This is a genomic window from Neobacillus niacini (assembly GCF_048572935.1).
Taxonomy (GTDB): Bacteria; Bacillota; Bacilli; order Bacillales; family Cytobacillaceae; genus Neobacillus; species Neobacillus niacini.
The window spans coordinates 1,392,954-1,416,514 of record NZ_CP183883.1; the positions used below are offsets into that span (position 1 = coordinate 1,392,954).

Consider the following 23,561-nt stretch of genomic DNA (forward strand, 5'->3'; position numbering starts at 1 on the left):
CGGCAAGGAACACCACCTGCAAAAACTCTGGATAAAATATCTTTCCTTACAACACTGCCTGATTCAATTACGAAATTATCACCGATCGTTTTTCAGTCATTTAACTTCTCCTTGGTCGTTAATTTAGGTAATTTTTATTCGTACTCTGCCTGTAAATATTTTACTTAAGCATATCACATATGAATGTAAGATAGAGAGAGTTCTAGTAACAAAAAACCTGTCACTAGTTCTATCCTTTTGTATGGTAGACACCTGGGATTGTGCTTTCTGTCATTGACATCTTTATTTGCTAGTTTATAATAATTTTATATATTCTGTCATTTAATTGGTAAGGGGTCACGAGCAAACATTTAACGGTTCTTTTCTTCTTTCATGCTATGTTCACTATAATTTGAAAACGTTTACCTGTGTGAAGCGAGCCTTACTGATAATCTTTGTATAAACAATAGAAAATAAAAGGAGTGATAACGTAATGTTAGGTGCGATTGAAGCTGGCGGGACCAAGTTTGTATGTGCTGTCGGGGATGAACAAGGCACTATCATGGACCGAATTCAGTTTCCGACGACGGTACCGGAAGAAACCATCCCGAAGGTAATTGACTTTTTCAAGCAGTATCCGCTAAAGGCGATAGGGATTGGTTCATTTGGACCCATTGATGTAAACCATGAAAGCCCGACTTACGGGAATATTACATCCACACCCAAACCAGGGTGGAGAGACTTCAAGTTCCTAGAAACCATGAAGGAAGCCTTTCCAATTCCAATCGGTTTTAACACGGATGTCAATGCGGCTGCCTTAGGTGAGGCACAACTTGGTGCGGCAAGGGGATTGGATAGCTGTCTTTATATTACAGTTGGTACAGGGATTGGTGCAGGTGCAGTAGTACACGGCAAGCTGCTTCAAGGGCTTTCGCATCCCGAAATGGGACATATTCTTGTCAGACGTCATGAAAACGACGCCTATGTTGGAAAGTGCCCTTACCACTATGATTGTCTAGAAGGTCTTGCGGCAGGCCCAGCCATAGAAGGGCGATGGGGCGAAAAAGGCATCCAGTTAGTAGACCGTCCGGAAGTTTGGGATTTGGAAGGCTATTATCTTGCACAAGCACTCTATCACTATATTTTAATTCTTTCGCCGAAAAAGATTATTCTTGGTGGCGGAGTCATGCATCAACAGCAAGTATTCGCCTCGATTTATAAGTATTTGCCGGAGTTTGTGAACGGATATGTTTCCTTGCCGGAACTTACCGACTATATTGTGCGTCCCGGTCTGGGCGATCTTGCTGGAATTACCGGATCCCTTCTGCTTGGAAAGCAAGCATTAGAAGAGGTCAGTCACGAATAAAATGTCCTGCTATAAGTTTCCTTTCTATTTTTAAAAATAAAGATGCTACTATTAAGCTACTCGAGATTGTTTTTTGAAGGGGTATTAAGATGAAAAAAGGACATATAGAATTAATTAAAAAGATAAACCGTGATCTAGTTCTTGAAACGATTCGCCATGAACAGCCAATCAGCAGGGCGAAAATTTCACGGAATCTCGGAATCAGCCGTTCTACTGTTTCATCGATTGTAGATGAATTAATTGAAAAAAAGTTTGTCGTTGAATTAGGGTATGGTGAATCTACCAAAGAGGGAGGCAGAAGGGCGATCGAGTTAGGATTTAATCCAAGCTCAAGCTTCGGTATTGGGGTGGAAATCTCAAGTACCAAGCTTTACATTTGTATCGCTGATTTGGATGGAAATGTGATTTATAAAACCACATTTTTACCAACCAATCAACTCCATGTTATTCGAGATTCAATTGATAAATGTATCGATTTATCGCCAGTTTCACTGGAGCAGATTATCTCCATTGGTTTTTGTATTCCCGGCACCACGGATAGTGAGCGCGGTATTGTTGATTCCCCCGAATTGCAGTGGAGTGCTGTAGAATTCATTCCGTATATGAAAGAGTTTTTCCCTATGCCTATGTTTATAAACAATAATGTGAATTGCATGGCACTTGGTGAAAAGTTGCTTGGCAATGCCAGAAATACAGATGATTTTGTCTATATTTTTATTGAAAAAGGGATTGGCAGTGCCATTATGGCCAATGGCGAACTCATTCAAGGGAAAAATTACATGGCCGGTGAAATCGGTTATTTTGCCTTTGAAACAGATACAACACATAAAGAGATTAATAGATTAGGTAATTTTGGGACATTTGACAAAAAGGCTTCCTTGCTTGCTTTTGAACAGGATGCTGTGAATTTCTATGAAATGATTAAAAAATATCCTGAATTTGCAGCTGAAGAGTGCCAGTTAGTTGACAATTTTGTCCGCAGTTTTTCGCTGGGACTTGCAAACATGATTAGTTTGCTGAATCCCGAAAAAGTAATTATTGGCGGTAAAATGGGGAAAGAACTCTCTTTCATCCTCCCGATGATTACTGAAAACGTGGTAACAATCACCCCGCTTCCATGTGCGATTGAATTATCGACGGCAGGTGAGGATATTGGAACATTAGGGATTATCTTATATTCTTTTGATAAAGTAAGAGATTTAGTATAGGAATGCCTTTTTTTATCTTTCGTTAGTTTTGAGGGAAAACAAACCAACCACAACAAAAAGATTGGAGTGTTGAAATGGAAGTAAGTCATGGGTTTTATACAAGGGTGCTTAGCTCATTAACAAAGGTTTTTCCCGATTGTGAATTGACCGACCAACCGGTTATAACTGGCACCGCACTGGGGAATGAAACCTTTTCCTTCCAGGTTGCCTATAAGTCTACTTGGCATCTAAAACAGATAAAAGTAAACGTTGAATCAGCCTTAAATGAGTGGGTGACCGTTCGAAGTGTAGGATTAGTTCCTTCGGAGCTGCCGTGTGTTCACGATCAAGATGACATCGTCCTTCGCAAAACGCCCGGACTTTACCCTGATCCTCTCTACCCGCTAGAGGAAACAGAAGGGATTACCGCCTTTCCGGGACAATGGCGTTCCATTTGGATTAGTGTTGATTTAAAGAATGCGAAGCTTTCAGGAAGTTATCCGATTGATATCACCTTTGAAAGTGCTAATAGCGAAATCCTCGGTCGGGAGGTATTTACGCTAGAGGTCATTGCGCTAGAGCTTCCGGAACAAACAACGTATCATACAGAATGGTTTCATACGGACTGCTTGGCAACGTACTACAATGTCGAGATTTTCAGTGAAGCTCATTGGAGGTTAATTGAGCAGTATGTTCATACTGCAGCAACTCACGGTGTGAATATGATTCTTACCCCGCTTTTTACTCCGCCTTTGGATACAGAGGTGGGCGGCGAACGTCCAACGGTTCAGCTTGTTGATGTCGAGGCGGTGGGAGATACCTACCACTTCTCGTTTGAAAAGTTGGAAAGATGGATTACCCTTTGCCGTGAACAAGGAATCAAGTACTTTGAATTCTCGCACTTGTTTACCCAGTGGGGAGCAAAGCATGCTCCGAAAATCATGGTGAACGACCAAGGGGAACTCAAACGAAGATTTGGCTGGGAAACAGATGCCGCGGGTGAAGACTATCACCAATTCCTGCACCAATTTCTACCTAAACTTGTAGCATTTATAGACGAACATCAGTTAGAGCGCAATAGTTTTTTTCATATCTCAGATGAGCCGAATGGAGAGGATTTGCCGTGTTATCAGCGTGCAAGTGAAATTATTTATCAACATTTGGCGGACTTTCCGATTATGGACGCACTTTCAGATTATAGGTTTTATGAGAAAGGTTTTGTAAAAAACCCAATCCCGGCGAATGACCATATCATTCCGTTTCTTGAGAAGGGAGTAGAAAATCTCTGGACCTATTACTGTAATGGCCAAAAGAACAAGGTCTCTAACCGCTTTTTTGCTATGCCATCCTTCCGAACACGAATACTAGGGCTTCAGTTGTATAAGTTTAATGTGATTGGTTTCCTTCACTGGGGATATAACTTCTGGTACTCACAGTATTCAAAAAAGCCGATTGACCCGTTTAAAAATACAGATGCTAATTATTCTTTTCCTTCAGGGGATGCCTTTCTCGTCTATCCAGGTGAGCATGGTCCGATTGAATCAATTCGGCTTGAGGTGCTGAATGACGCCTTTCAAGACATCAGGGCATTGCAGCTGCTAGAAAGCTATACTGGCAGACAACGAGTGATAGAGATTTTGGAGGAAGGTTTGGAGCATGAACTAACCTTTACTGACTATCCTCTTGAACTAGATTGGCACTTGCTTAAAAGGGAAAGGATTAATCGTGAACTTAAGCGGTACCAACATATGTAAGGGAATACATGTTTAAAAAATGGCAATTTATCAAATTATTAGAAAAATGGTTGACGGGCTGTTTGGTAGAAATGTATACTCTTGGTAAGGTTAGTTTGTTTTGATTAAAAACAAACTAACCTTACCAAAGGAAAATGGGGAGATTTCATATGATACCAAATACCAGGGCTACAAAACGCCAAGAGTGTGGGAAAAACTATGGTGTTGGCGTTGACATTGGCGGAACCAAAATTTTAATTTGTATTGCCGATACCCATGGAGATATTGTGTATAGGCAAAAGGTAGAAACAACGAGTGATTATTACAAGATTTACGAGTACATATATCAATCAATAAAAAATGCTAGTCTAACACTAGAACAGATCGAATCGATAGGATTTGGTGTGCCTGGCGTTACGGATAGTGTCATGGGTACAGTCATTGATGCTCCTGCATTTAAATGGAAGAATGAACCGTTTAAGGAAAAGATGGAGCAATATTTCGATTGTCCGGTTTATGTCAATAACGATGTAAATTGTGCAGCCCACGGAGAACGGTGGCTGGGAAGTGCGAAAAATATCGAGGACTTTGTGTTCATTGCGATTGGCACCGGTGTTGGCAGTGCGATTTTTTCAAATGGCGCAATGGTCCAAGGTGATCAATTTATGGCCGGTGAGATTGGTTATTTACTAGGAGACAGCGACATTCCTCAGATTGAAAATAATATTTTTGGAGAATTTGGTGTATTTGAAAAAAAGACATCAGGTACCGCCCTTGCAAGTCATGGAGTCGATCCAAAGGTGCTTTTTGAAAATTTTTCTGCAGGTGAAGCGAATGCAGTCAGCATTGTGAATCGATTTATAACGGACCTTTCCATTGCCATCGCCAATGTTGTCAGTTTGCTGAATCCAAGAAAGGTGATTATCGGCGGCGGCGTTTCCAATTCGATGTCACAGGTACTTGGCTTGATTCAAGGGAAAGTTGCTCAGTTCACTCCCATTCCTGTAACGATTGAATTATCCGCAATGAACGAAGAATCTGGCGCACTTGGTGCCCTTGCTTACGCATTCGAACAAGTTAGAGCCAAGGAGAAAACGGAACCAAGAGATTTGGTACGTATGAAGCCATTAAAACAGGTCTTTCCATCATAATTAAGAAAGCGTTTACAGCTTGTCTTAACATATATAGAAAAGGGGGAATTCTATATGGAACAGACATCATTGAAAAATACAACATTAGGAAACTATTGTTTAACCGTTACACCCGAAACACATCAGTCTCACGTGATTTTCAGAGTGGAGGTTCCTGCATTAACCGACGAAATCAGGATTCATTATTCTTATTCACCGACGGAAGAAAAGGCGGAAGCGAAAATTGATTCATTGTTTTCAAAGTATCAAGAGGACAACCAAATGCCAACTTCAGACCGACTATATATTGACTCCGTTAGAAATTTAATTACAATCTCAGCCAGCTCAAGTCAAGGATATGAAGGCAGCTGCCATCGGTTTGAATCAACGGGGACCATTATCATTAACGGAACAAAATCAACCCCGGGCATGCATACGAGAGAAATTCATCCTGGTTTTTGGGATATATCGTTTAACTTCCATGCGGTGGTCACGGATAAGACGGAAATAAATTGCACCATCGAGGCCATACATAAAGACGACCGAATCGCTTCACAGCCAATAGAAATCGCAGATATCAAAAAAGAACGTCTAAAGCGAGAGCGCGAACTATCTGTACCTGCCCGTTATCAAAAGGTAGAGCTTCATTCACACACACAGCATAGTGACGCTCGGCATACAACAACAGAGTTAATCACCGAAGCGATCAGAATGAATATTGATTGGCTGGCGATCACTGACCATAATACGCTAAGTGCATTTGATGAGATAGCACCGGAAACCTATCCGATTCAATTTATCAAAGGTTTAGAGATGACGACGTTGCATGGTCATTTCTTAACATTAGGCTATCAAAATATGATTCCTGTGGATTGGACCACGATTGACCGAAGTAATATTAATGAAAAGCTAAAAGAGATGAAAGCGCAAGGTTTAATTGTTGGAATCGCTCATCCTTTCGATGTCGGAAGTCCATATTGTACAGGCTGCAGGTGGCAATATGCCTTACAATCACTTGAATATATCGATTTTATCGAAGTCTGGAACTCTGAGGACCCGCACTATTCACTATCAAGTGCGGACGCGATTGCCAAATGGACCCAGCTGTTAAACAGCGGCATTGAAATTCCGGCAACATGCGGACGCGACTGGCACCATTCTAATACCACGAAAAAACCTGCACTTTTGTTTGTAGAGGCCGCGAGGGAAGCAAAAGAACAGGATATTTTGGAAGCGGTTAAACAAGGCAGAAGCTATTTGTCACTCGCACCGGAAATTACTCTGAGCATTAATGGGCAATGGACAATCGGCGACCGGATCCGTTTAGCGGATGTCAAGGAAATCGCTATTAGGATTGCTCTCGAAAATGCAGCAAGCGCAGCTGTGGTGAGAATTGAATCCAATCTAGGAGACTTATATGAAAGTCACCGAGCAGAAATTGATTTTCAAATGGAAAAAGCTAGAGTAGAAGATTTGCTCTGGTTAAGAGTATCCGCTTTTGACAGCGATCTGAACCGAATTTTACTAACTAATCCCATTTACTTTGAATAAAGCTGGTGATTAGAAAAGGGGGGCGTACCCATGGAAATTGCAACAGACAAAGACCTCGGATCGGGGGCAGAAATCAATAACAACAAAAAGAAAAAAAGAAAAAAGGTTAAGCCAATGGGGATGACTTGGAAGAATATCAAGAAGCACCGTGCCCAGTACCTCATGCTGTTACCTTGTATTATCTTTTTTATCATTTTTTCTTATTTACCGATGGCCGGATTGGTTCTGGCATTCAAGGAGTTTCGCTTTGATACAGGAATGTTTGGCGGTGCTTGGGTAGGGCTTCAATATTTTGAGCGATTTTTCCAGGATCCTCAAAGCTGGACCTTTGTTAAAAATACGCTCATTATCAGCGGGATGAAATTAATCTTAGCAATGCCGTTTCCGATCATTTTGGCACTATTATTTAATGAAATCAAAAGTAACAAAATCAGGGGATTCTTTCAAAGTATTTCCTACTTGCCCCATTTTTTATCATGGGTTGTCGTAGTGGGGATTATCCAGAGTATTTTAGCACCAAATACAGGGCTATTAAATGAATTAATAAAAACTATGGGGGGTGATGGAAGCACATTTTTCCTGATGGATGAAAAGTATTTTCACTCAATTATGTTTTGGAGTTATGTGTGGAAGGATATTGGCTGGAGTTCGATTATTTACTTTGCGGCCATTGCCGGGATTGATCCTGCCCTTTACGAGGCAGCGGAAATTGATGGTGCTGGTAGATTGCGGAAAATCTGGCATATTACGTTGACGGGAATAAGGCCAACCATTTTAATCTTATTTATTCTATCGTTAGGTAATATTCTTTCTGCAGGATTTGATCAAATTTATTTATTGAAAACTCCAGGAAATGCAGAGGTTGCAGAGATCATTGATACATACGTGATCCGGACTGGGCTTCAAAGCGGCCAATTTGGCTATGCAACAGCCGTTGGGATGATGCAGGGGGTAATAGGGTTAGTCGTAGTACTTGTAGTAAATCGATTTGCAAACAAGAAATTTAATACATCATTATGGTAAACCAATTATAGGGGGAGAAATTTAGATGAAAAGAGTTTCATATAAATTTATAACGATGTTATTGATTAGTATTTTATTCCTTGCTGCTTGTACAGACAAGAGTTCTACAGAGAGCCGTGAAAAGCCGAAAGATGCGCCAGATACTTGGATAGCAGACAGAACAATTAAAGGTTTAGTGTTTATGAGTGACGGGGATGTTTCAGCTGAAATGAATCCAGAAATTGCTGCGGAATTAAAGAAAAGAACCGGGATTACCTTAGAACTACAAGGAATCACAGTTGAGGACTCGACAGAAGCGTTAACATCTGGACTAGCTGCCGGGGACCTGCCGGACTTTATTGCGTACTACTTAGATCATAGTGGACGTCCTGAAATGCAGATTCTTTTAAAAGGTGCACGTGAAGGAATGTTCCATGATTTAACACCTATGTTGAAAGAGACAAAGATTTACAGCAAGTATTTCGAAGATGGTTACTTGCCTGCAGATACAAAGAATAATGTTATGTTCCGTGAGGAATTTAAAGGAAGCAGCTATTTCGTTCATATGGCGATTCCGCGTGAACCTGGTACAGTGTCACGTAAATATGTTGGCGGTCCGTATATCTTAAAGGATATTGTTGATCAATTAGGCATTAACCCTGCAGAGATTGATACGCATGAAGAATTACGTGATTTAGCTGAGAAAATTAAAGCAGCCAACCTTAAAGATGTGAACGGCAAGCCAATTACACCAATTGGACCAACAGCATGGGGCGGTGCTGACCGTGACTTTATTTTCAATGACCTTGTCTGGACTGGTTCTAAGGGCGAGAAGTTCTTAAAGGACAAAGATGGAAAAATCAAACATGAATCGCAAACTGATTATGGTCTAGAACGCGTGAACTTTATTAGAGGATTATTAGCAGACGGTCTCCTGCATCCTGAGTTCTTTACAATGCCGGAAAATAAAGCGAAGGAAGGCGTTGTGAATAAGTCATTTGGAATTGTTGCCGATTTTCATAACTATCTACCAGAAAATCTTGATATGAAATATGTTCCGCTTGGACCAATCGATACGGCTCAGGGTGATTACCAAATGGAATTAGCTTACAAATCAGGATATGCCGGCTGGTCCATCCCGACAACAACAGAGCATCCTGAAGACATTGTAAAACTTGCTGACTACTTAGCAAGCCGTGAAGGAAAGTTATTAAGCCAATATGGTCTTGAAGGAAGAGACTATACATTAGATGAAAAAGGTAACCCGATTGTGAAGAAAGAAGTATTAGAGTTAAAGTCAAATGACCCAGAAGCTGCTGCAAAACTAGGTTTCAGAGGGGTTCGTTCTTACTGGGCAGAACATCTAGGTTACACAGATATTGATAACGTTGCTGACTTTGGCGAGTTTGAATATGGTGCAAATGTTGCTGGAGCTGATACGGCTTCTGCTGAAAAGATCATCGAAATGTGGAATTATGATGAGAAGTTAAAGAATGCGAAGGTAATCGATGGATCCTCACCAAAGTCGTTCATTTATGAATATGAAAACGGTGATAACTTGAATATTGCCTTAGATACGTACAATGAAAACTTATTACGTGCTTACTATAGTAAGTCTGAAGATGAAGCGAAGAAGATTCTAGAAGAATCAAAGAAATTACTTGAAAAGTCTGGTTTGGAAGACTATATCAAATTGATAGAAAAGAAAGAAAAAGAAGGCACAACGATTCGATTCTAAAAAAAACGGTAATCAGAGGAAGGCTTCCTTTCCTTTAAAAGGAAAGGGAGCTTCTATTTTAGGAGTGATATACATGTATCGCGAACGCAGAAAATCATGGAATTTCTTCCAGGTCTTCAATTATACCATCATCTTTTTACTTTGCTTATCTATTATTCTCCCATTTTTGAATATTCTTGCTCTATCCTTTAATGAGGGAACAGATGCACAGCGAGGCGGTATCTACTTTTTCCCAAGAGAATTTAGCATAGAGAATTATATAGAAGTATTTAAGCAATCAACGGTCCTGAATGCTACAACAGTTAGTGTGTTTCGTACGGTAGTGGGCACGGTGGTCAGTGTATTCTTAACAGCGATGGCTGCTTATGCCTTACAGACAAAAACATTACCAGGACGAAAGGTCATTACCTTCTTCATCTTTTTTACGATGTTGTTCAGCGGCGGGATTGTTCCTTACTATTTAGTATTAACAGACCTTAATTTAACAAATACCATTTGGGTGTATATCATCCCAAGTCTTTATAGTGTATGGAATATCTTAATTATGAGAACGTTCTTCCAGGGGTTACCAGATAGTGTGGTTGAAGCGGCAAGGATTGATGGCTGCGGTGAATTCCAAATCTTTTTGAGAGTTATTCTTCCAATGAGCAAGCCAGTTATTGCAACCATTGCCCTGTTTAATGCAGTTGCTCACTGGAATGACTGGTTTTCAGGATCCTTCTATGTCAGAGATCCTGAATTAAAACCACTTGCCACGCTATTACAAGAAATGCTGACAAGGCAGCAGGCCTTAGCGGACGCCTTGCTGCGAAACTCTGGGGCGTATGCAGCCTTAGAAAAAATAACCGTGACAGGTGATTCACTGAAAATGGCGACGATTATTATTGTAGTAGCGCCAATCATCCTCGTTTATCCATTTGTCCAAAAGTATTTTGCTCAGGGTGTTAACATTGGTTCGGTGAAGGAATAGGAGGCGTGTTTTTATGAAAAAACAACTGCAATTCAGACAAGATGGTACCTTCAAAATTGTGCAATTCACGGATCTTCATTGGGAAAATGGCGATCAATTAGATGCAGATACGAATCGTTTAATGGAACGTATTTTAATAGAAGAAAAGCCGGATTTGGTTGTGTTTACTGGTGATGTTATCTACAGCCCGGCAAGTAATAACCCCATTGCCGCTTTTCGGGGAGCTCTTGAGCCGGTTGAAAAAATGAACATACCCTGGGCAGCTGTATTTGGAAATCATGATACAGAAGGGGATGTATCGAAAGAGGAACTGTTAGCTGTTATGCAGGAGTATCCGAATAGTCTTACGGAAGCAGGAGTTGTCAGCGGGGCTGGTAATTACGTTGTGCGCGTTTTGGATTCTTCGGGCGCTGAAGTAAAATGGGCCCTATTTTTCCTGGATTCTGGGATGGATAACGCAAACAAGCGGGTTGGAGGCTACGATTTTATAAAACGAGACCAGATTGACTGGTACGTCAAAGAGTCACTGGCTATAAAGGAAAACGGAGGTCCGGCGGAGCTGTTATTTTTCCATATTCCGCTTCCTGAGTATAAAGAAGTATGGGAGCACGGAAGCTGTGTCGGTTCTATGAAGGAAGGGGAAATTTGCAGCCCTGTGGTGAATTCTGGACTCTTTTCGGCAATGGTGGAAATGGGCACCGCTAAGGGTACTTTTGTCGGACATGACCACTTAAATGACTTTTGTGGTGAATTACATGGAATTCAATTATGTTATGGCCGGGCCACAGGTTATAACGGCTATGGACAGGATGATTTCCCGCGCGGGGCACGGATTATTCAATTGCAAGAGGGTAAACGGAACTTTGAAACCTATCTTCGATTGGCGGACGGGTCCAAGGTTGTGCAAGAGAACTCAGCATCGAATGCGAAGGTATAAATAAAATCCGCTTTAGGAGGTAGATCATGGTGTTTTGGACAGAGGAGAAAATTGCAAGAAGAATAAAGGAATTAGAAACATACCGATATCGCGAACGAACAGCGATTTCCGAATTTCGTTATCAATTGGATGGCTCCGATGAGATTGTAGCGAGTCCTCCGGAAAATAATGAATGGTCCACCATCCGTCTAGGGGATCATTGGTCTGGGCGTGATTTATATGCCTGGCTGCAAACGGATATTGAAATCCCGGCAGCATGGGAAGGGCATGATGTTTTAGGGATTTTTGATTTTGGTAAAACAGGTGACGGGAACAATTCCGGCTTTGAATCGATGATTTATTTAAACGGGACACCTTATCAAGGTGTTGACTCTAACCACCAAGAAGTGTTCATGCCTCCTGCATTAGCGGGGCACAAGGTTGAATTGACGTTTCGCTTATGGTCGGGACTTGAAGGGGGAGGCGTGCCGGCACCTCAGGAACACAAACTGAAAACCGCAGAAATTGCTTGGCTGGATGAGGCCGCAGATGACCTTTATTATACGGCCATGGCTGTGTTAAAAACAGTTAAGGTTTTGAACGAACACGCTCCGGAGCGTCAGTCGTTACTTACAGCACTTGATCGTGCCTTTTTACAGCTTGATTGGTCGAGACCAGGTTCAAACGGCTTTTATCAATCTGTTGCGGAAGCACGAGATGTTTTGCAGCAGGAATTGAGTCAGCTAAAGAGCCATCACCCGGTGACGATTCAAGCGATTGGACATACTCATATTGATGTTGCATGGTTGTGGCGCCTGAGGCACACGAGACAAAAGGCGACACGTTCCTTTTCAACGGTAATGCGTTTAATGGAAAGATTCCCAGAATACCTCTTTTTACAAACGCAGCCGCAATTATATGATTACATAAAAACCGATTACCCTGAGCTTTACGAGCAAATTAAGGAGCGTGTCAAAGAAGGCCGCTGGGAAGCAGGCGGGGGAATGTGGCTGGAAGCGGACTGTAATATTCCTTCCGGTGAGTCACTCGTACGTCAGCTTTTAATGGGCACTCGCTTTTTCCGCGAAGAATTTGGTGCAGAATCCAGCTATTTATGGCTGCCGGATGTGTTCGGCTACAGCTGGGCCCTTCCGCAAATCTTGAAAAAGTCCGGCATTGATACGTTTATGACGACAAAGATCAGCTGGAATCAATACAATCGGATGCCGCATGATACGTTTAAATGGCGCGGAATTGATGGAACGGAGATTTTAACCCATTTTATTACAACAACAGATACAGATGATGATTGGAAGCATATTTACACCTATAACGGACAAATTCTACCGGAGACCGTCTTGGGCAGCTGGACAGAGTACAAGGATAAACTGATTAACAAAGAATTGCTGCTTTCTTATGGCTATGGTGATGGCGGCGGCGGAGTCAACCGTGAGATGCTCGAAATGCGCCGGCGTTTAAATGATATGCCGGGATTGCCGCGTGTTGAACCAGGCAGAGCGGATGACTATTTTAAGCGACTGCAAAAAACGGTTGCTGAAACGGATCAATATGTTCATACATGGGATGGCGAACTTTATTTCGAATACCATCGCGGCACCTACACGAGTCAGGCCTATAACAAGAAAATGAATCGTAAGCTCGAACTGCTGTACCGGGAAGTTGAATGGCTGACGGTGCTGGACAGTCTTTTGGTTAAAGACTTTGAAAAATATCCGCAAGCGCAAATCAACGAAGGATGGAAGATTATTCTACGCAATCAATTCCATGATATTATTCCAGGCACGTCGATTCGCGAAGTATATGAAGATTGCCAGGTAGAGTATGAGGAGGCGGAAGAGCTAGCAAGTTCCATCTACGCCGATTCTGTGAATTCCCTTGTACAGCCGGCTCAAAACACCTACACAATCATGAATTCTTCGTCATGGGAGCGTTCAGGGTTGGTGGTGATTCCTAGTGAACAAGGCATGGAGCAAGGAGAATGGAAAACTGCCGATGGCGAGAAAATAGCCTCCTGCCGTGAGGGAGACCAATGGCTTGTACAGGTTGATTCTGTGCCAGCAGCAGGAATGAATTTAATTCATTTCGAGGGTGCATTGGGGAAAGTGGATGAGCCTGTTCCGTTTGAGGTTCAAGCTTCAGGCGTTGTTACTCCTTATTATGAAATCACTTGGAATGAACATGGGCAGTTAACGAGGATTTTTGACCGCCGAGCTAACAGGGAGTCTTTAGCGAAAGGTGCAAGAGGGAATGTCCTTCAAGTGTTTGAAGATAAACCAATGAATTTTGATGCCTGGGATATCGATATTTACTACCAGGAAAAAATGCGAGAAATTACTCAGCTGCAATCCGTAAAGGTAACAGAAGTAAACAACCTGCGTTTGACAGTAGAGTTTGAATGGACCTATCTTGACTCGAGTGTGAAACAACAAATGGTGCTCTTTGCCTTAAACCCACGAATTGATTTCGTGACAGATATTGATTGGCATGAGCAAAACCGCTTGTTAAAAGCTGCATTCCCTGTAGCCGTCAGGGCAACGGAAGCAACGTATGATATTCAATACGGCAATTTAAAACGACCAACTCATTGGAATACTAGCTGGGATATGGCCCGCTTTGAGACCGTTGGACATCAATGGGCAGATTTATCTGAACGCGGCTATGGGGTCAGCATCTTAAATGATTGTAAATACGGACATGACATAAAGGACAATGTCATTCGCTTATCATTATTACGTTCTTCAACAGACCCGGATTACTTACAGGATCAAGGGAAGCATGAATTTACCTATTCCCTTCTGCCGCATCAGGGAGATTGGGTTGAAGGGAATACTGTTCAAGCAGCGTGGGATTTAAATCAGCCGCTTGTGGCAGCAAAAGGTGCCGCAGTTAAATCAGCATTCTCTCTATTCCAGATGTCAGCGGACAATATCATGATTGACGCTATCAAAAAAGCAGAAGACAGCGATCAGATTTTAGTGCGTGTCCATGAATTTACCGGCAGCCGCAGTACTGTGAAAATGAGCAGTGACTTAACAATCACTTCTTGGCAGGAATGTGACTTAATGGAACGTCCAATTGGCGAAACGACGGAACAAGGAAGCATTCAATTTGAAATCGAACCATATGAAATTAAGACGTTCCTAGTGGACATAGCGGGACAATAAGGAGAGAGGTACCATGTCAGAATCTAACCTGCTTCGTGTCATGACCTACAATATGCGGTATGCGGACGATACTCCTCCTCATTCATGGAATGAGCGGAGAGAATTGATTAAAGAAGTAGTTCTACGTGAGGACCCTGATCTCATCGGCACACAAGAATGCCTGTTCCGTCAAGTCAAGGATTTATCCTCGATGCTCTCAGACTATGATTGGGTCGGCCTTGGCAGAGAAGGCGGAAGCAAAGGTGAATATATGGCGGTCTTTTTCAAAAAAGACCGCTTGGAAGTTTTAGAATACGGCCATTTCTGGCTCTCAGAAACGCCCGCCGTAATCGGCTCCCGAACATGGGGGAATATTTGTCCGCGGATGGTGACATGGATCCGGTTTCAGGAATTGAAGTCTGGGACCACCTTCTACCATTTAAATACGCATTTGGATAATTACTCCTCTGAAGCGAGGATCAAGGGTGCGAAATTAATTGTTCAACAAGCAAGCGAGTTATCTCCGGCAGAACCTATCGTGTTAACAGGTGATTTTAATGAAGGAAATGGTTCGGTACCGTATCATCTGTTGACAGCAGAAGGGGCTTTTACCGATACATGGTATTTAGCGTCTGAGCGTTTGAACGAGGAGCTGGGGACATTTAATGATTTTGAGGACAAAACCGGCGGAAATGACCGGATTGATTGGATTCTTGTTCATGGGGATATAACCGTCGCTGAAACGAAGATTATCGGAGATTGTCCGGGTGGAAGTTTCCCGAGCGATCATTTTCCGATTATTGCCGATATGAAAATTTAAATAAACACAACGGGAACGTTTCTTGGAGGGATACAGATGAAATACTTAAATATTGATGGAATCGAAAATCAGCAGCATGTCAAAATTGAAGTATCACCGCTTATTTTGGGATCAGGCGATTTTTTTCAATTCGATCCGGAAAATGTAACAAAACTATTAGACACGTTCGTGGAGATTGGCGGTAATACATTGGACACGGCCCATCAATATATCCGCGGTGAGGAAATTATCGGACAGTGGATGAAAGAACGTGGAAACCGCGAGAGAATCACGATTTTAACTAAAGGTGCTCATAATGACGACGGTGAACCGGGCAAACGTGTCAATCCCCAGTCGATTACAAAGGATTTACTAGAAAGCTTGGAGCGTCTACAAACCACGTATATTGATTTATACGCCCTTCATCGTGATGACGAAGAGGTTGAAGTGGGACCAATCCTTGAAATTCTTAATGAACATATCAGAGCAGGACGAATCAAAGCGATTGGGGTTTCCAACTGGACGACCAAACGCTTGGAAGAGGCAAATGCTTATGCCAAAAAACACAACCTTATTCCATTTACCTTCAACAGCCCAAATTTAAGTCTTGCGAAGTGTCTCATCCCTCGCTGGCCTGGATGTGTCTCTGCTGATGAAGAGATGGTTCACTATCATGAAAACTATCAATTGCCATTATTAGCTTGGTCTTCGCAGGCGGGTGGTTTCTTCTCGGGGGCATTCACACCGGAAAACCGTGAGAATCAGGAAATGGTAGAGGTTTATTATTCCGAAGAGAACTGGGAACGATTTGACCGGGCAAAGGAGCTTGCCGCAAAGCTTGGCGTGACACCGATTCAGGTAGCTCTTTCCTATGTGTTAAACCAGTCCTTTCCGACAGCGGCTATTATTGGTCCTGAAAAAGTAACCGAGCTGATGTCTTCTTTCAAGGGCTCCCAACTGGAGCTCTCTCATGATGTCGTGAAATGGCTTGATTTACGGATAGCTGAAAAACCTGTTCTATTAAACTCTTAATTTAAAAATCTATCAAGGTTCCTTAGAAAGGTGATTGTACATGAAACATAAATTTGCCGCTCAGCTTTACACCTTACGTAATGAGCTTGAAAAAGATTTCCCCGGGGTGTTAAGAACGTTAAAAAATATGGGATGGGAAGCTGTCCAAATTGATGGTCTATTCGGATACCCGGCTGAAGAAATTGCTGCGGTGCTGAAAGAAACAGGCTTAAAGGTAGCCGGCATGCATGTCAGTCTTGACCGACTGAACAATGAACTGAAAACAGTATTAAGAGAAGCGGATCTTTTCGGAACAACCCATTTATACTGTCCCTATCTAGATGAGGAATACCTGAATGTTGATGGCTATAAGCAGGTAAAGCGGGAGCTCTTAGAAGTCGCGAGAAAGGTTTCCCCATTAGGCTATCGTGTCGGTTACCATAACGAAGACTACGACTTTCAAACAGAAGTGGATGGGCAATATGCTCTTACTTACATGCTAAAACCGGAAGGCAACCAGTTTATCATTCCGGAGCTTGATACGTACTGGATTAAAAAAGCTGGAGAAGACCCGCTATCGTATATTCAAAAATTCCCAAATCGAATTCCGATTTTACACTTTAAAGATATGACAAAGGATGAGAGACAAACCTTTGCCGAAGTAGGTACAGGCAGCATTGACTTTGAACCAATCCTGCAATGGGGCGAAGAAAATGGAGTGAAATACTATTGTGTGGAGCAAGATTATTGTCCTGGAAGTCCATTTGATAGTTTAGAAATCAGCTTAACGAATCTAGTGAAAATGTCAGAGAAACTGGGGCTATAATCGATCATTAATAGTGTGACCATCAGTTCAAATACCACAGTTCCGATACTGTGGTATTTTCTGCAAACGGGCACGATCGTTGTATTATCGCAGTTTGAATCTATAGGAATATAGGACGGAGGAATTATCATGAATCCCTTAACATTTGACCAATCCCGGCCGCTTGATCTCATTGCCATTGGCCGCCTTTGCATTGACTTAAATGCCAATGAAATCCATCGGCCGATGGAAGAAACTAGTACATTTACAAAATATGTTGGCGGGTCACCTGCGAATATTGCCATTGGATCGGCAAGGCTCGGGCAGAAAACAGGATTTATTGGCAAGGTATCAGACGACCAGATGGGCCGATTCATCACTCATTACCTTGAAAAAAATGATATTGATACGAGCAGTGTGACAATTGATCGGACGGGTGCTGTTACCGGTCTAGCTTTTACAGAGATTAAGAGTCCGAGTGAATGCAGCATATTAATGTACCGTGATAATGTCGCAGATTTGCTGTTGCACCCATCCGAAATTAATGAAAACTATATTAAACAGGCAAAAGCACTCATGGTTTCTGGAACAGCATTAGCAAAGAGCCCGTCACGTGAAGCGGTTTTCCTTGCCCTTGAATATGCCGTGAAACACCAAGTGACCGTATTTTTCGATCTTGATTATCGTCCCTATACGTGGGCCGATGAGGCGGAAACAGCCATTTATTACAATTTGGCAGCTGAAAAATGTGATGTAATTATCGGTACACGTGAAGAGTTTAATATGATGGAAAGCATGTTAAATATGACAGAGGCAGATGACCGCAGTACCGCAAATCGCTGGTTCTCCCACCGTGCCGAGATTGTGGTGATCAAACATGGGGGAGCCGGTTCGATTGCCTACACGAAAGACGGGGAATCCCACCGAAGCGGTATTTTTAAAACAAATGTACTGAAAACCTTTGGTGCCGGGGATTCATATGCCTCTGCCTTCATTTACGGTCTAATGAAAGGCAAAGACATCAGCGAGGCCATGAAAATGGGGAGCGCATCCGCATCCCTTGTCATTTCCCGACACAGCTGTTCAGATGCCATGCCAACAGCGGAGGAATTACTGGAACAACTAAATACAGGTGTGTATGAACCAGTTTAATAGAGTGGTTATTTTTGTAAAAGAGAAGAACCAATGAAATAAGGAGAGATCGTAGATGACAAACACAACCGTTACACTACTAAAAAATTTTATCGGTGGCGAGTGGGTCGCCTCCGCTTCAAATAAAACAGAAATCGTTGTAAACCCGGCTACAGGTAAAGCGCTGGCAGAAGTGCCTTTATCAACGAAAGAAGATGTAGATCATGCTGTTCAAGCTGCAAATAAAGCATTTAAAACATGGTCGCAGGTTTCCGTTCCAAAGCGGGCACGTATCCTTTTTAAATATCAGCAGCTTTTGGTTGAGCATTGGGATGAACTTGCCAAACTCATAACGATAGAGAACGGTAAAAGCTATTCAGAGGCACAAGGGGAAGTACAAAGGGGAATTGAATGTGTAGAGTTTGCAGCTGGTGCACCGACATTAATGATGGGAAAACAACTTCCTGATATTGCTACCAACATCGAGTCCGGCATGTACCGGTACCCGCTGGGTGTGGTTGGTGGGATTACGCCGTTTAACTTTCCGATGATGGTTCCATGCTGGATGTACCCGCTTGCGATTGCTTGCGGAAATACCTTTGTCCTAAAACCATCTGAACGGACACCGATTCTGGCCGCCCGCCTTGCTGAGCTATTTGAAGAAGCCGGTCTGCCGAAGGGTGTATTAAACATTGTTAATGGCGCACATGATGTCGTGAACGGTATTCTTGAGCACAAACTTGTAAAAGCTATTTCTTTTGTTGGTTCTCAGCCGGTTGCCGAATATGTCTATAAAACAGGGACTGCTCATCTAAAGCGTGTCCAGGCGCTTGCCGGAGCCAAGAATCATTCGATTGTCTTAAAGGATGCAAACCTTGATGTGGCCGTGAAGGAAATTACGAGTGCTGCCTTTGGTTCCGCGGGGGAACGCTGTATGGCGGCAGCGGTAGTAGCAGTTGAAGAGTCGGTTGCAGATGAACTTGTCGCGAAGCTAAAGCAGGCCGCCAATGAGATTGTGATCGGTGATGGACTTGAAGAAGGGGTCTTCCTTGGTCCGGTTATTCGTGATTCCCATAAGGAGCGGACGCTTGGATACATTGCATCTGGTGTTGAGCAGGGAGCTGTGCTAGTTCGTGACGGCAGGGAGGATGAAGCTGTAAAAGGAGAAGGTTATTTTGTTGGGCCAACGATTTTCGATCACGTTACGCAAGAAATGAAAATCTGGCAGGATGAAGTATTTGCACCGGTCCTTTCCATTGTTCGAGTAAAGGATTTAATGGAAGCTGTTGAAGTGGCCAATGCTTCACCATTCGCAAATGGGGCCTGTCTCTATACGGACAGTGCTTCGGCGATTCGTCAGTTCCGTGAAACCATCGATGCGGGTATGCTCGGAGTTAATCTTGGCGTACCGGCACCTATGGCGTTCTTCCCGTTCTCAGGATACAAAGATTCCTTCTACGGTGATCTGCATGCCAACGGCACAGACGGCGTGGAATTCTATACTAGAAAGAAAATGGTTACAGCGCGTTTCGTAAACTAGGATTTTTGAAAAGGGGAAGAAGGTTGGACGACGGCTGTCCGTCTGCTTCCCTTTCATAGTTCCAAAGAGTTCGCGTTTTAACATTGGCTGCTTTAAAGAAAGCTTTGTTAAAGATAGATGTTGATTTTTTACGCGAAAAACCTTTTGAAGGACAAAACCCAATGGAAAGCGACCGGATTTGTCCTTCATCAACCTTATGAAGGACAAAACTCAATGGGGTGTTACCCGATATGTCCTTCATTAACCTAATGAAGGACAAAATTCAATGGGAAGTTACCTGATATGTACTTCATTAACCTTATGAAGGACAAAACTCAATGGGAAGCACCCGACTTGTCCTTCATGACCTTTTATATTTAAAAATCAACAATGAAATTTAACAAAGCCTTATAAAAAAGCCTATTTTACTGTTTTGAGAGGAGAATGACCGGTGAGTACCATTCGTTTAACGACCGCACAGGCACTGGTGAAATTTTTAAATAACCAGTATGTAGAGTTTGATGGCAGGCAAGAAAAATTTGTCAAAGGGATTTTTACGATTTTTGGTCATGGAAATGTATTGGGAATAGGTCAGGCGCTGGAAGAGGATCCCGGCGAATTGGTAGTGTATCAAGGACGGAATGAGCAGGGGATGGCGAATGCTGCGATGGCGTTTGCGAAGCAAAAACATCGGAAGCAAATTATCGCCTGCACCTCCTCTGTTGGACCGGGTTCGGCCAACATGATCACATCTGCCGCTGCGGCGACAGCCAATAATATTCCGCTGCTACTTTTACCAGGTGATGTCTTTGCCACACGCCAGCCGGATCCAGTATTGCAGCAAATCGAACAAACGCATGATTTAACAATCTCCACCAATGACGCATTTCGTGCAGTGAGTAAGTATTGGGACCGTGTTAGCCGTCCGGAGCAGCTGATGTCAGCGCTGTTAAATGCAATGCGCGTCTTAACCAATCCGGCTGATACAGGGGCTGTTACCATTGCCCTTCCACAGGACGTTCAGGGAGAAGCATGGGATTTTCCGTTACGTTTGTTTGAAAAACGGGTACACAGAATTGAGCGCCGCCAGCCTTCTGTTGAAAGTGTCAATGAAGCGGTGAAACTGATTCAATCAAAGAAAAAGCCGTTGCTGATTCTTGGCGGTGGTGTCCGCTATTCAGAAGCCGCTGATGCGTTTTTACAGTTCGCGGAAAACTTCCATATTCCGTTTGCGGAAACACAGGCAGGCAAAAGCGGAGTGGGAAGCGGGCATAACCTGAATTTGGGCGGGCTCGGTGTAACCGGCAACTTGGCAGCGAATACGATTGCCAAGGAAGCTGATTTAATCATCGGTGTCGGAACACGGTTTACTGACTTTACCACTGCCTCGAAGCAACTTTTTTCAAATGCAGATGTTTTAACCATTAATATATCAGAATTCCATGCCTCTAAGCTGGATGCAGTTAAGGTTGTGGCTGACGCCAAGGCGGGGCTTGAAGCTATTTCCAGACAGCTGCATGGTTATAAAACAAGCTATCAAAATGAAATTAGTGAAGCAAAACAAGCCTGGCTGAAGGAGCTGGAACGCTTGTCGGACATTTGTTACGGTGAGAACTTCGTACCGGAAATCGCCGGACACCTTGATGAAGAGTTGGCGGAATATAAAAATGCGTTAGGAACAGAGCTTGTGCAAACGAGTGTGATTGCCAAGTTAAACGAGTGTCTAGACGATAATGCGATTATTGTGGGGGCGGCAGGAAGTCTGCCGGGTGACTTACAGCGGATGTGGATGTCCAAATCCCCAAATAGCTACCATATGGAGTATGGATATTCCTTGATGGGCTACGAAATAGCCGGAGCACTTGGGATTAAACTAGCCGCTCCGAATCAAGAGGTCTATGCCATGACAGGTGATGGCAGCTATTTAATGCTTCATTCGGAACTGGTGACCTCCCTTCAGGAAGGGAAAAAAATAAATGTGATTCTTTTCGATAACTCTGGTTTTGGCTGTATTAATAATCTCCAGATGGGCAATGGCATGGGCAGCTTTGGGACGGAATTCCGAAAACGAAACCTTGAGACTGGTAACCTGGATGGCCCGCTGATGACGATTGATTTTGCCAAGGTGGCTGAAGGCTACGGGGCAAAAACATACTCTGTCCGGACAATGGAAGAATTAGAAGCAGCGATTGCTGACGCTAAACAACAAAAAGTTAGTACACTCATCGACATTAAAGTGCTGCCAAAAACGATGACAAATGGCTATGACGCCTGGTGGCATGTCGGTGTAGCAGAGGTTTCGAAAAAGGAGAGCATTCAAACAGCCTTTACCGAAAAGGAGACCGCTCTCGTAAAAGCGCGTGCCTATTAGATTTTTAGCTTGTGTTAATTAAGGTTGTAGATTTGCGCTCCAGTAACCAGCGATAGGAAAACAAGCGGAGATTTTCCGGTTAAATACAGAATGGAGCATGTTTCGGTGTAAATAAGGGGAGATTTTCCGACTATGTAAAGCAAACCCCTCCCTTTCCGCGTTTTTTGGATCAATAGGCGGAAATGCTCCGTCTATTTAAGCTATTTTTTAATATGATTGCTAATTAAGCGGAATTCTTCCGTCTATTTAGAATTCCTAAATTAGTAAATTCTATATTTGCCTTTAACACAGCCGAATTTTTTAAGAACAGCAGAACTGTAAAGAAGCGTCCAACTTCTCTACAGGCGAAAGGCGGACGCTTTATAGGAGGAAATGAGCATGTATGAAAAACTGGGTGAATTAACACAAGGATATACGGAAATCACGAGTATGGATGGTAAACATCCTGATATGCTGCAGGACATTGGGATTTATTCGCTTCTCTCAGGAGAATCCAAAACGGTGAGCGAAGTGAGGAAAGAGAGTGCAATCCTCCTTTTAGAGGGTGAAGTCAAGCTTGAGTGGAACGGTACGATTCAAGAGATGAAGCGTGATAGTGTGTTTGAAGAGGACCCATGGTGTCTACATGTTCCAAAAGGGGTCGAGGTAAAGATTACCGCACTTGCTGACAGCGAAGTGCTCGTTCAGAAAACAGATAATGATAAGGAATTTAAACCAAAATTATATACACCGGAAGAATGCAGCAGCACCGTAGCTGGAGAAGGAGTATGGGACGGAACCGCTGAACGTGTGATCCGAACCATTTTTGATTATAACAATGCCCCTTATTCCAATTTAGTAATTGGCGAAGTGATTTCTTACCCAGGGCGCTGGTCAAGCTACCCACCGCACCATCATCAGCAACCAGAGGTGTACTACTACCGCTTTGATAAGCCTCAAGGGTTTGGCTGTGCCATGGTTGGAAGTGAGGCTTACCGTGTCGAGCATAATAGCTATATTACCATCCCAGGGAATCTCGACCATCCTCAGGCTACGGCACCAGGGTATGCGATGTATTTTTGCTGGATGATTCGTCACCTGCACAACAATCCGTGGACAGAGCGCATTATGGAGGAAGAGCATAAATGGCTTCTCGAACCTAATGCGAAAATCTGGCCTGAAAAGTAAGGATATCCATCATAGGGAGGAA

17 protein-coding genes are annotated in these 23,561 nt (G+C 43.0%); all 17 read left to right on the forward strand.

Translation table 11 applies throughout. The annotated features are described in order from the left end of the window. The first annotated feature begins 472 nt into the window (after positions 1 to 472). The 17 genes from ACN6MT_RS06690 to ACN6MT_RS06770 all read left to right on the forward strand — a co-directional run bounded on the left by ACN6MT_RS06690 (position 473) and on the right by ACN6MT_RS06770 (position 23,539). Positions 473 to 1,345, forward strand: a complete 873-nt coding sequence (locus tag ACN6MT_RS06690) for an ROK family protein (protein WP_419955232.1) — start codon at positions 473 to 475, stop codon at positions 1,343 to 1,345. Between the two features lie 89 nt (positions 1,346 to 1,434). Next, entirely contained in the window at positions 1,435 to 2,553 is a 1,119-nt protein-coding gene (locus ACN6MT_RS06695; RefSeq protein ID WP_419955233.1) for an ROK family transcriptional regulator, read from the forward strand. A gap of 74 nt (positions 2,554 to 2,627) precedes the next feature. Then, a complete protein-coding gene (locus ACN6MT_RS06700) occupies positions 2,628 to 4,286 on the forward strand; it encodes a glycoside hydrolase domain-containing protein (RefSeq protein WP_419955234.1) in 1,659 nt (552 codons plus the stop codon). A 149-nt stretch (positions 4,287 to 4,435) separates the two neighbouring features. Beyond that, positions 4,436 to 5,416, forward strand: a complete 981-nt coding sequence (locus ACN6MT_RS06705; RefSeq protein ID WP_419955235.1) for an ROK family protein — start codon at positions 4,436 to 4,438, stop codon at positions 5,414 to 5,416. A gap of 54 nt (positions 5,417 to 5,470) precedes the next feature. Then, positions 5,471 to 6,946 (forward strand): CehA/McbA family metallohydrolase, encoded by a 1,476-nt coding sequence (locus ACN6MT_RS06710; protein ID WP_419955236.1) that lies wholly within the window; start codon positions 5,471 to 5,473, stop codon positions 6,944 to 6,946. A 72-nt stretch (positions 6,947 to 7,018) separates the two neighbouring features. Further along, complete coding sequence (locus ACN6MT_RS06715; protein ID WP_419956397.1) at positions 7,019 to 7,969, forward strand: ABC transporter permease; 951 nt, start codon at positions 7,019 to 7,021, stop codon at positions 7,967 to 7,969. Between the two features lie 25 nt (positions 7,970 to 7,994). Further along, on the forward strand, positions 7,995 to 9,686 hold the full coding sequence (locus ACN6MT_RS06720; protein ID WP_419955237.1) for an extracellular solute-binding protein: 1,692 nt from the start codon (positions 7,995 to 7,997) through the stop codon (positions 9,684 to 9,686). Between the two features lie 73 nt (positions 9,687 to 9,759). Then, positions 9,760 to 10,656: a carbohydrate ABC transporter permease gene (locus ACN6MT_RS06725; RefSeq protein ID WP_419955238.1), complete on the forward strand. Its 897-nt coding sequence runs from the start codon at positions 9,760 to 9,762 to the stop codon at positions 10,654 to 10,656. A 13-nt stretch (positions 10,657 to 10,669) separates the two neighbouring features. After that, positions 10,670 to 11,593: a metallophosphoesterase family protein gene (locus ACN6MT_RS06730; protein ID WP_419955239.1), complete on the forward strand. Its 924-nt coding sequence runs from the start codon at positions 10,670 to 10,672 to the stop codon at positions 11,591 to 11,593. Positions 11,594 to 11,622: 29 nt separating this feature from the next. Beyond that, entirely contained in the window at positions 11,623 to 14,757 is a 3,135-nt protein-coding gene (locus ACN6MT_RS06735; RefSeq protein ID WP_419956398.1) for an alpha-mannosidase, read from the forward strand. A 13-nt stretch (positions 14,758 to 14,770) separates the two neighbouring features. Further along, a complete protein-coding gene (locus tag ACN6MT_RS06740) occupies positions 14,771 to 15,556 on the forward strand; it encodes an endonuclease/exonuclease/phosphatase family protein (protein ID WP_419955240.1) in 786 nt (261 codons plus the stop codon). Positions 15,557 to 15,592: 36 nt separating this feature from the next. After that, positions 15,593 to 16,567 carry an aldo/keto reductase gene (locus ACN6MT_RS06745; RefSeq protein WP_419955241.1) on the forward strand — a complete coding sequence of 325 codons (975 nt, stop codon included), beginning with the start codon at positions 15,593 to 15,595 and terminating at the stop codon, positions 16,565 to 16,567. A gap of 40 nt (positions 16,568 to 16,607) precedes the next feature. Continuing rightward, entirely contained in the window at positions 16,608 to 17,372 is a 765-nt protein-coding gene (locus tag ACN6MT_RS06750) for a sugar phosphate isomerase/epimerase family protein (RefSeq protein WP_419955242.1), read from the forward strand. Positions 17,373 to 17,501: 129 nt separating this feature from the next. Next, positions 17,502 to 18,503 (forward strand): 5-dehydro-2-deoxygluconokinase, encoded by a 1,002-nt coding sequence (iolC, locus tag ACN6MT_RS06755; protein WP_419955243.1) that lies wholly within the window; start codon positions 17,502 to 17,504, stop codon positions 18,501 to 18,503. Between the two features lie 55 nt (positions 18,504 to 18,558). Then, positions 18,559 to 20,022: a CoA-acylating methylmalonate-semialdehyde dehydrogenase gene (locus tag ACN6MT_RS06760; protein ID WP_419955244.1), complete on the forward strand. Its 1,464-nt coding sequence runs from the start codon at positions 18,559 to 18,561 to the stop codon at positions 20,020 to 20,022. A gap of 430 nt (positions 20,023 to 20,452) precedes the next feature. Next, positions 20,453 to 22,372 (forward strand): 3D-(3,5/4)-trihydroxycyclohexane-1,2-dione acylhydrolase (decyclizing), encoded by a 1,920-nt coding sequence (iolD, locus tag ACN6MT_RS06765; protein ID WP_419955245.1) that lies wholly within the window; start codon positions 20,453 to 20,455, stop codon positions 22,370 to 22,372. A 378-nt stretch (positions 22,373 to 22,750) separates the two neighbouring features. Further along, positions 22,751 to 23,539 (forward strand): 5-deoxy-glucuronate isomerase, encoded by a 789-nt coding sequence (locus tag ACN6MT_RS06770; protein WP_419955246.1) that lies wholly within the window; start codon positions 22,751 to 22,753, stop codon positions 23,537 to 23,539. Positions 23,540 to 23,561: the final 22 nt, after the last annotated feature.

Coding starts and splice junctions, on each gene's coding strand:
- ACN6MT_RS06740 (WP_419955240.1), top strand. CDS start 14,771: ATGTCAGAATCTAACCTGCTTCGTGTCATGACCTACAATATGCGGTAT.
- ACN6MT_RS06705 (WP_419955235.1), top strand. CDS start 4,436: ATGATACCAAATACCAGGGCTACAAAACGCCAAGAGTGTGGGAAAAAC.
- ACN6MT_RS06700 (WP_419955234.1), top strand. CDS start 2,628: ATGGAAGTAAGTCATGGGTTTTATACAAGGGTGCTTAGCTCATTAACA.
- ACN6MT_RS06770 (WP_419955246.1), top strand. CDS start 22,751: ATGTATGAAAAACTGGGTGAATTAACACAAGGATATACGGAAATCACG.
- ACN6MT_RS06745 (WP_419955241.1), top strand. CDS start 15,593: ATGAAATACTTAAATATTGATGGAATCGAAAATCAGCAGCATGTCAAA.
- ACN6MT_RS06730 (WP_419955239.1), top strand. CDS start 10,670: ATGAAAAAACAACTGCAATTCAGACAAGATGGTACCTTCAAAATTGTG.
- ACN6MT_RS06725 (WP_419955238.1), top strand. CDS start 9,760: ATGTATCGCGAACGCAGAAAATCATGGAATTTCTTCCAGGTCTTCAAT.
- ACN6MT_RS06720 (WP_419955237.1), top strand. CDS start 7,995: ATGAAAAGAGTTTCATATAAATTTATAACGATGTTATTGATTAGTATT.
- ACN6MT_RS06760 (WP_419955244.1), top strand. CDS start 18,559: ATGACAAACACAACCGTTACACTACTAAAAAATTTTATCGGTGGCGAG.
- ACN6MT_RS06690 (WP_419955232.1), top strand. CDS start 473: ATGTTAGGTGCGATTGAAGCTGGCGGGACCAAGTTTGTATGTGCTGTC.
- ACN6MT_RS06695 (WP_419955233.1), top strand. CDS start 1,435: ATGAAAAAAGGACATATAGAATTAATTAAAAAGATAAACCGTGATCTA.
- ACN6MT_RS06710 (WP_419955236.1), top strand. CDS start 5,471: ATGGAACAGACATCATTGAAAAATACAACATTAGGAAACTATTGTTTA.
- iolC (WP_419955243.1), top strand. CDS start 17,502: ATGAATCCCTTAACATTTGACCAATCCCGGCCGCTTGATCTCATTGCC.
- ACN6MT_RS06750 (WP_419955242.1), top strand. CDS start 16,608: ATGAAACATAAATTTGCCGCTCAGCTTTACACCTTACGTAATGAGCTT.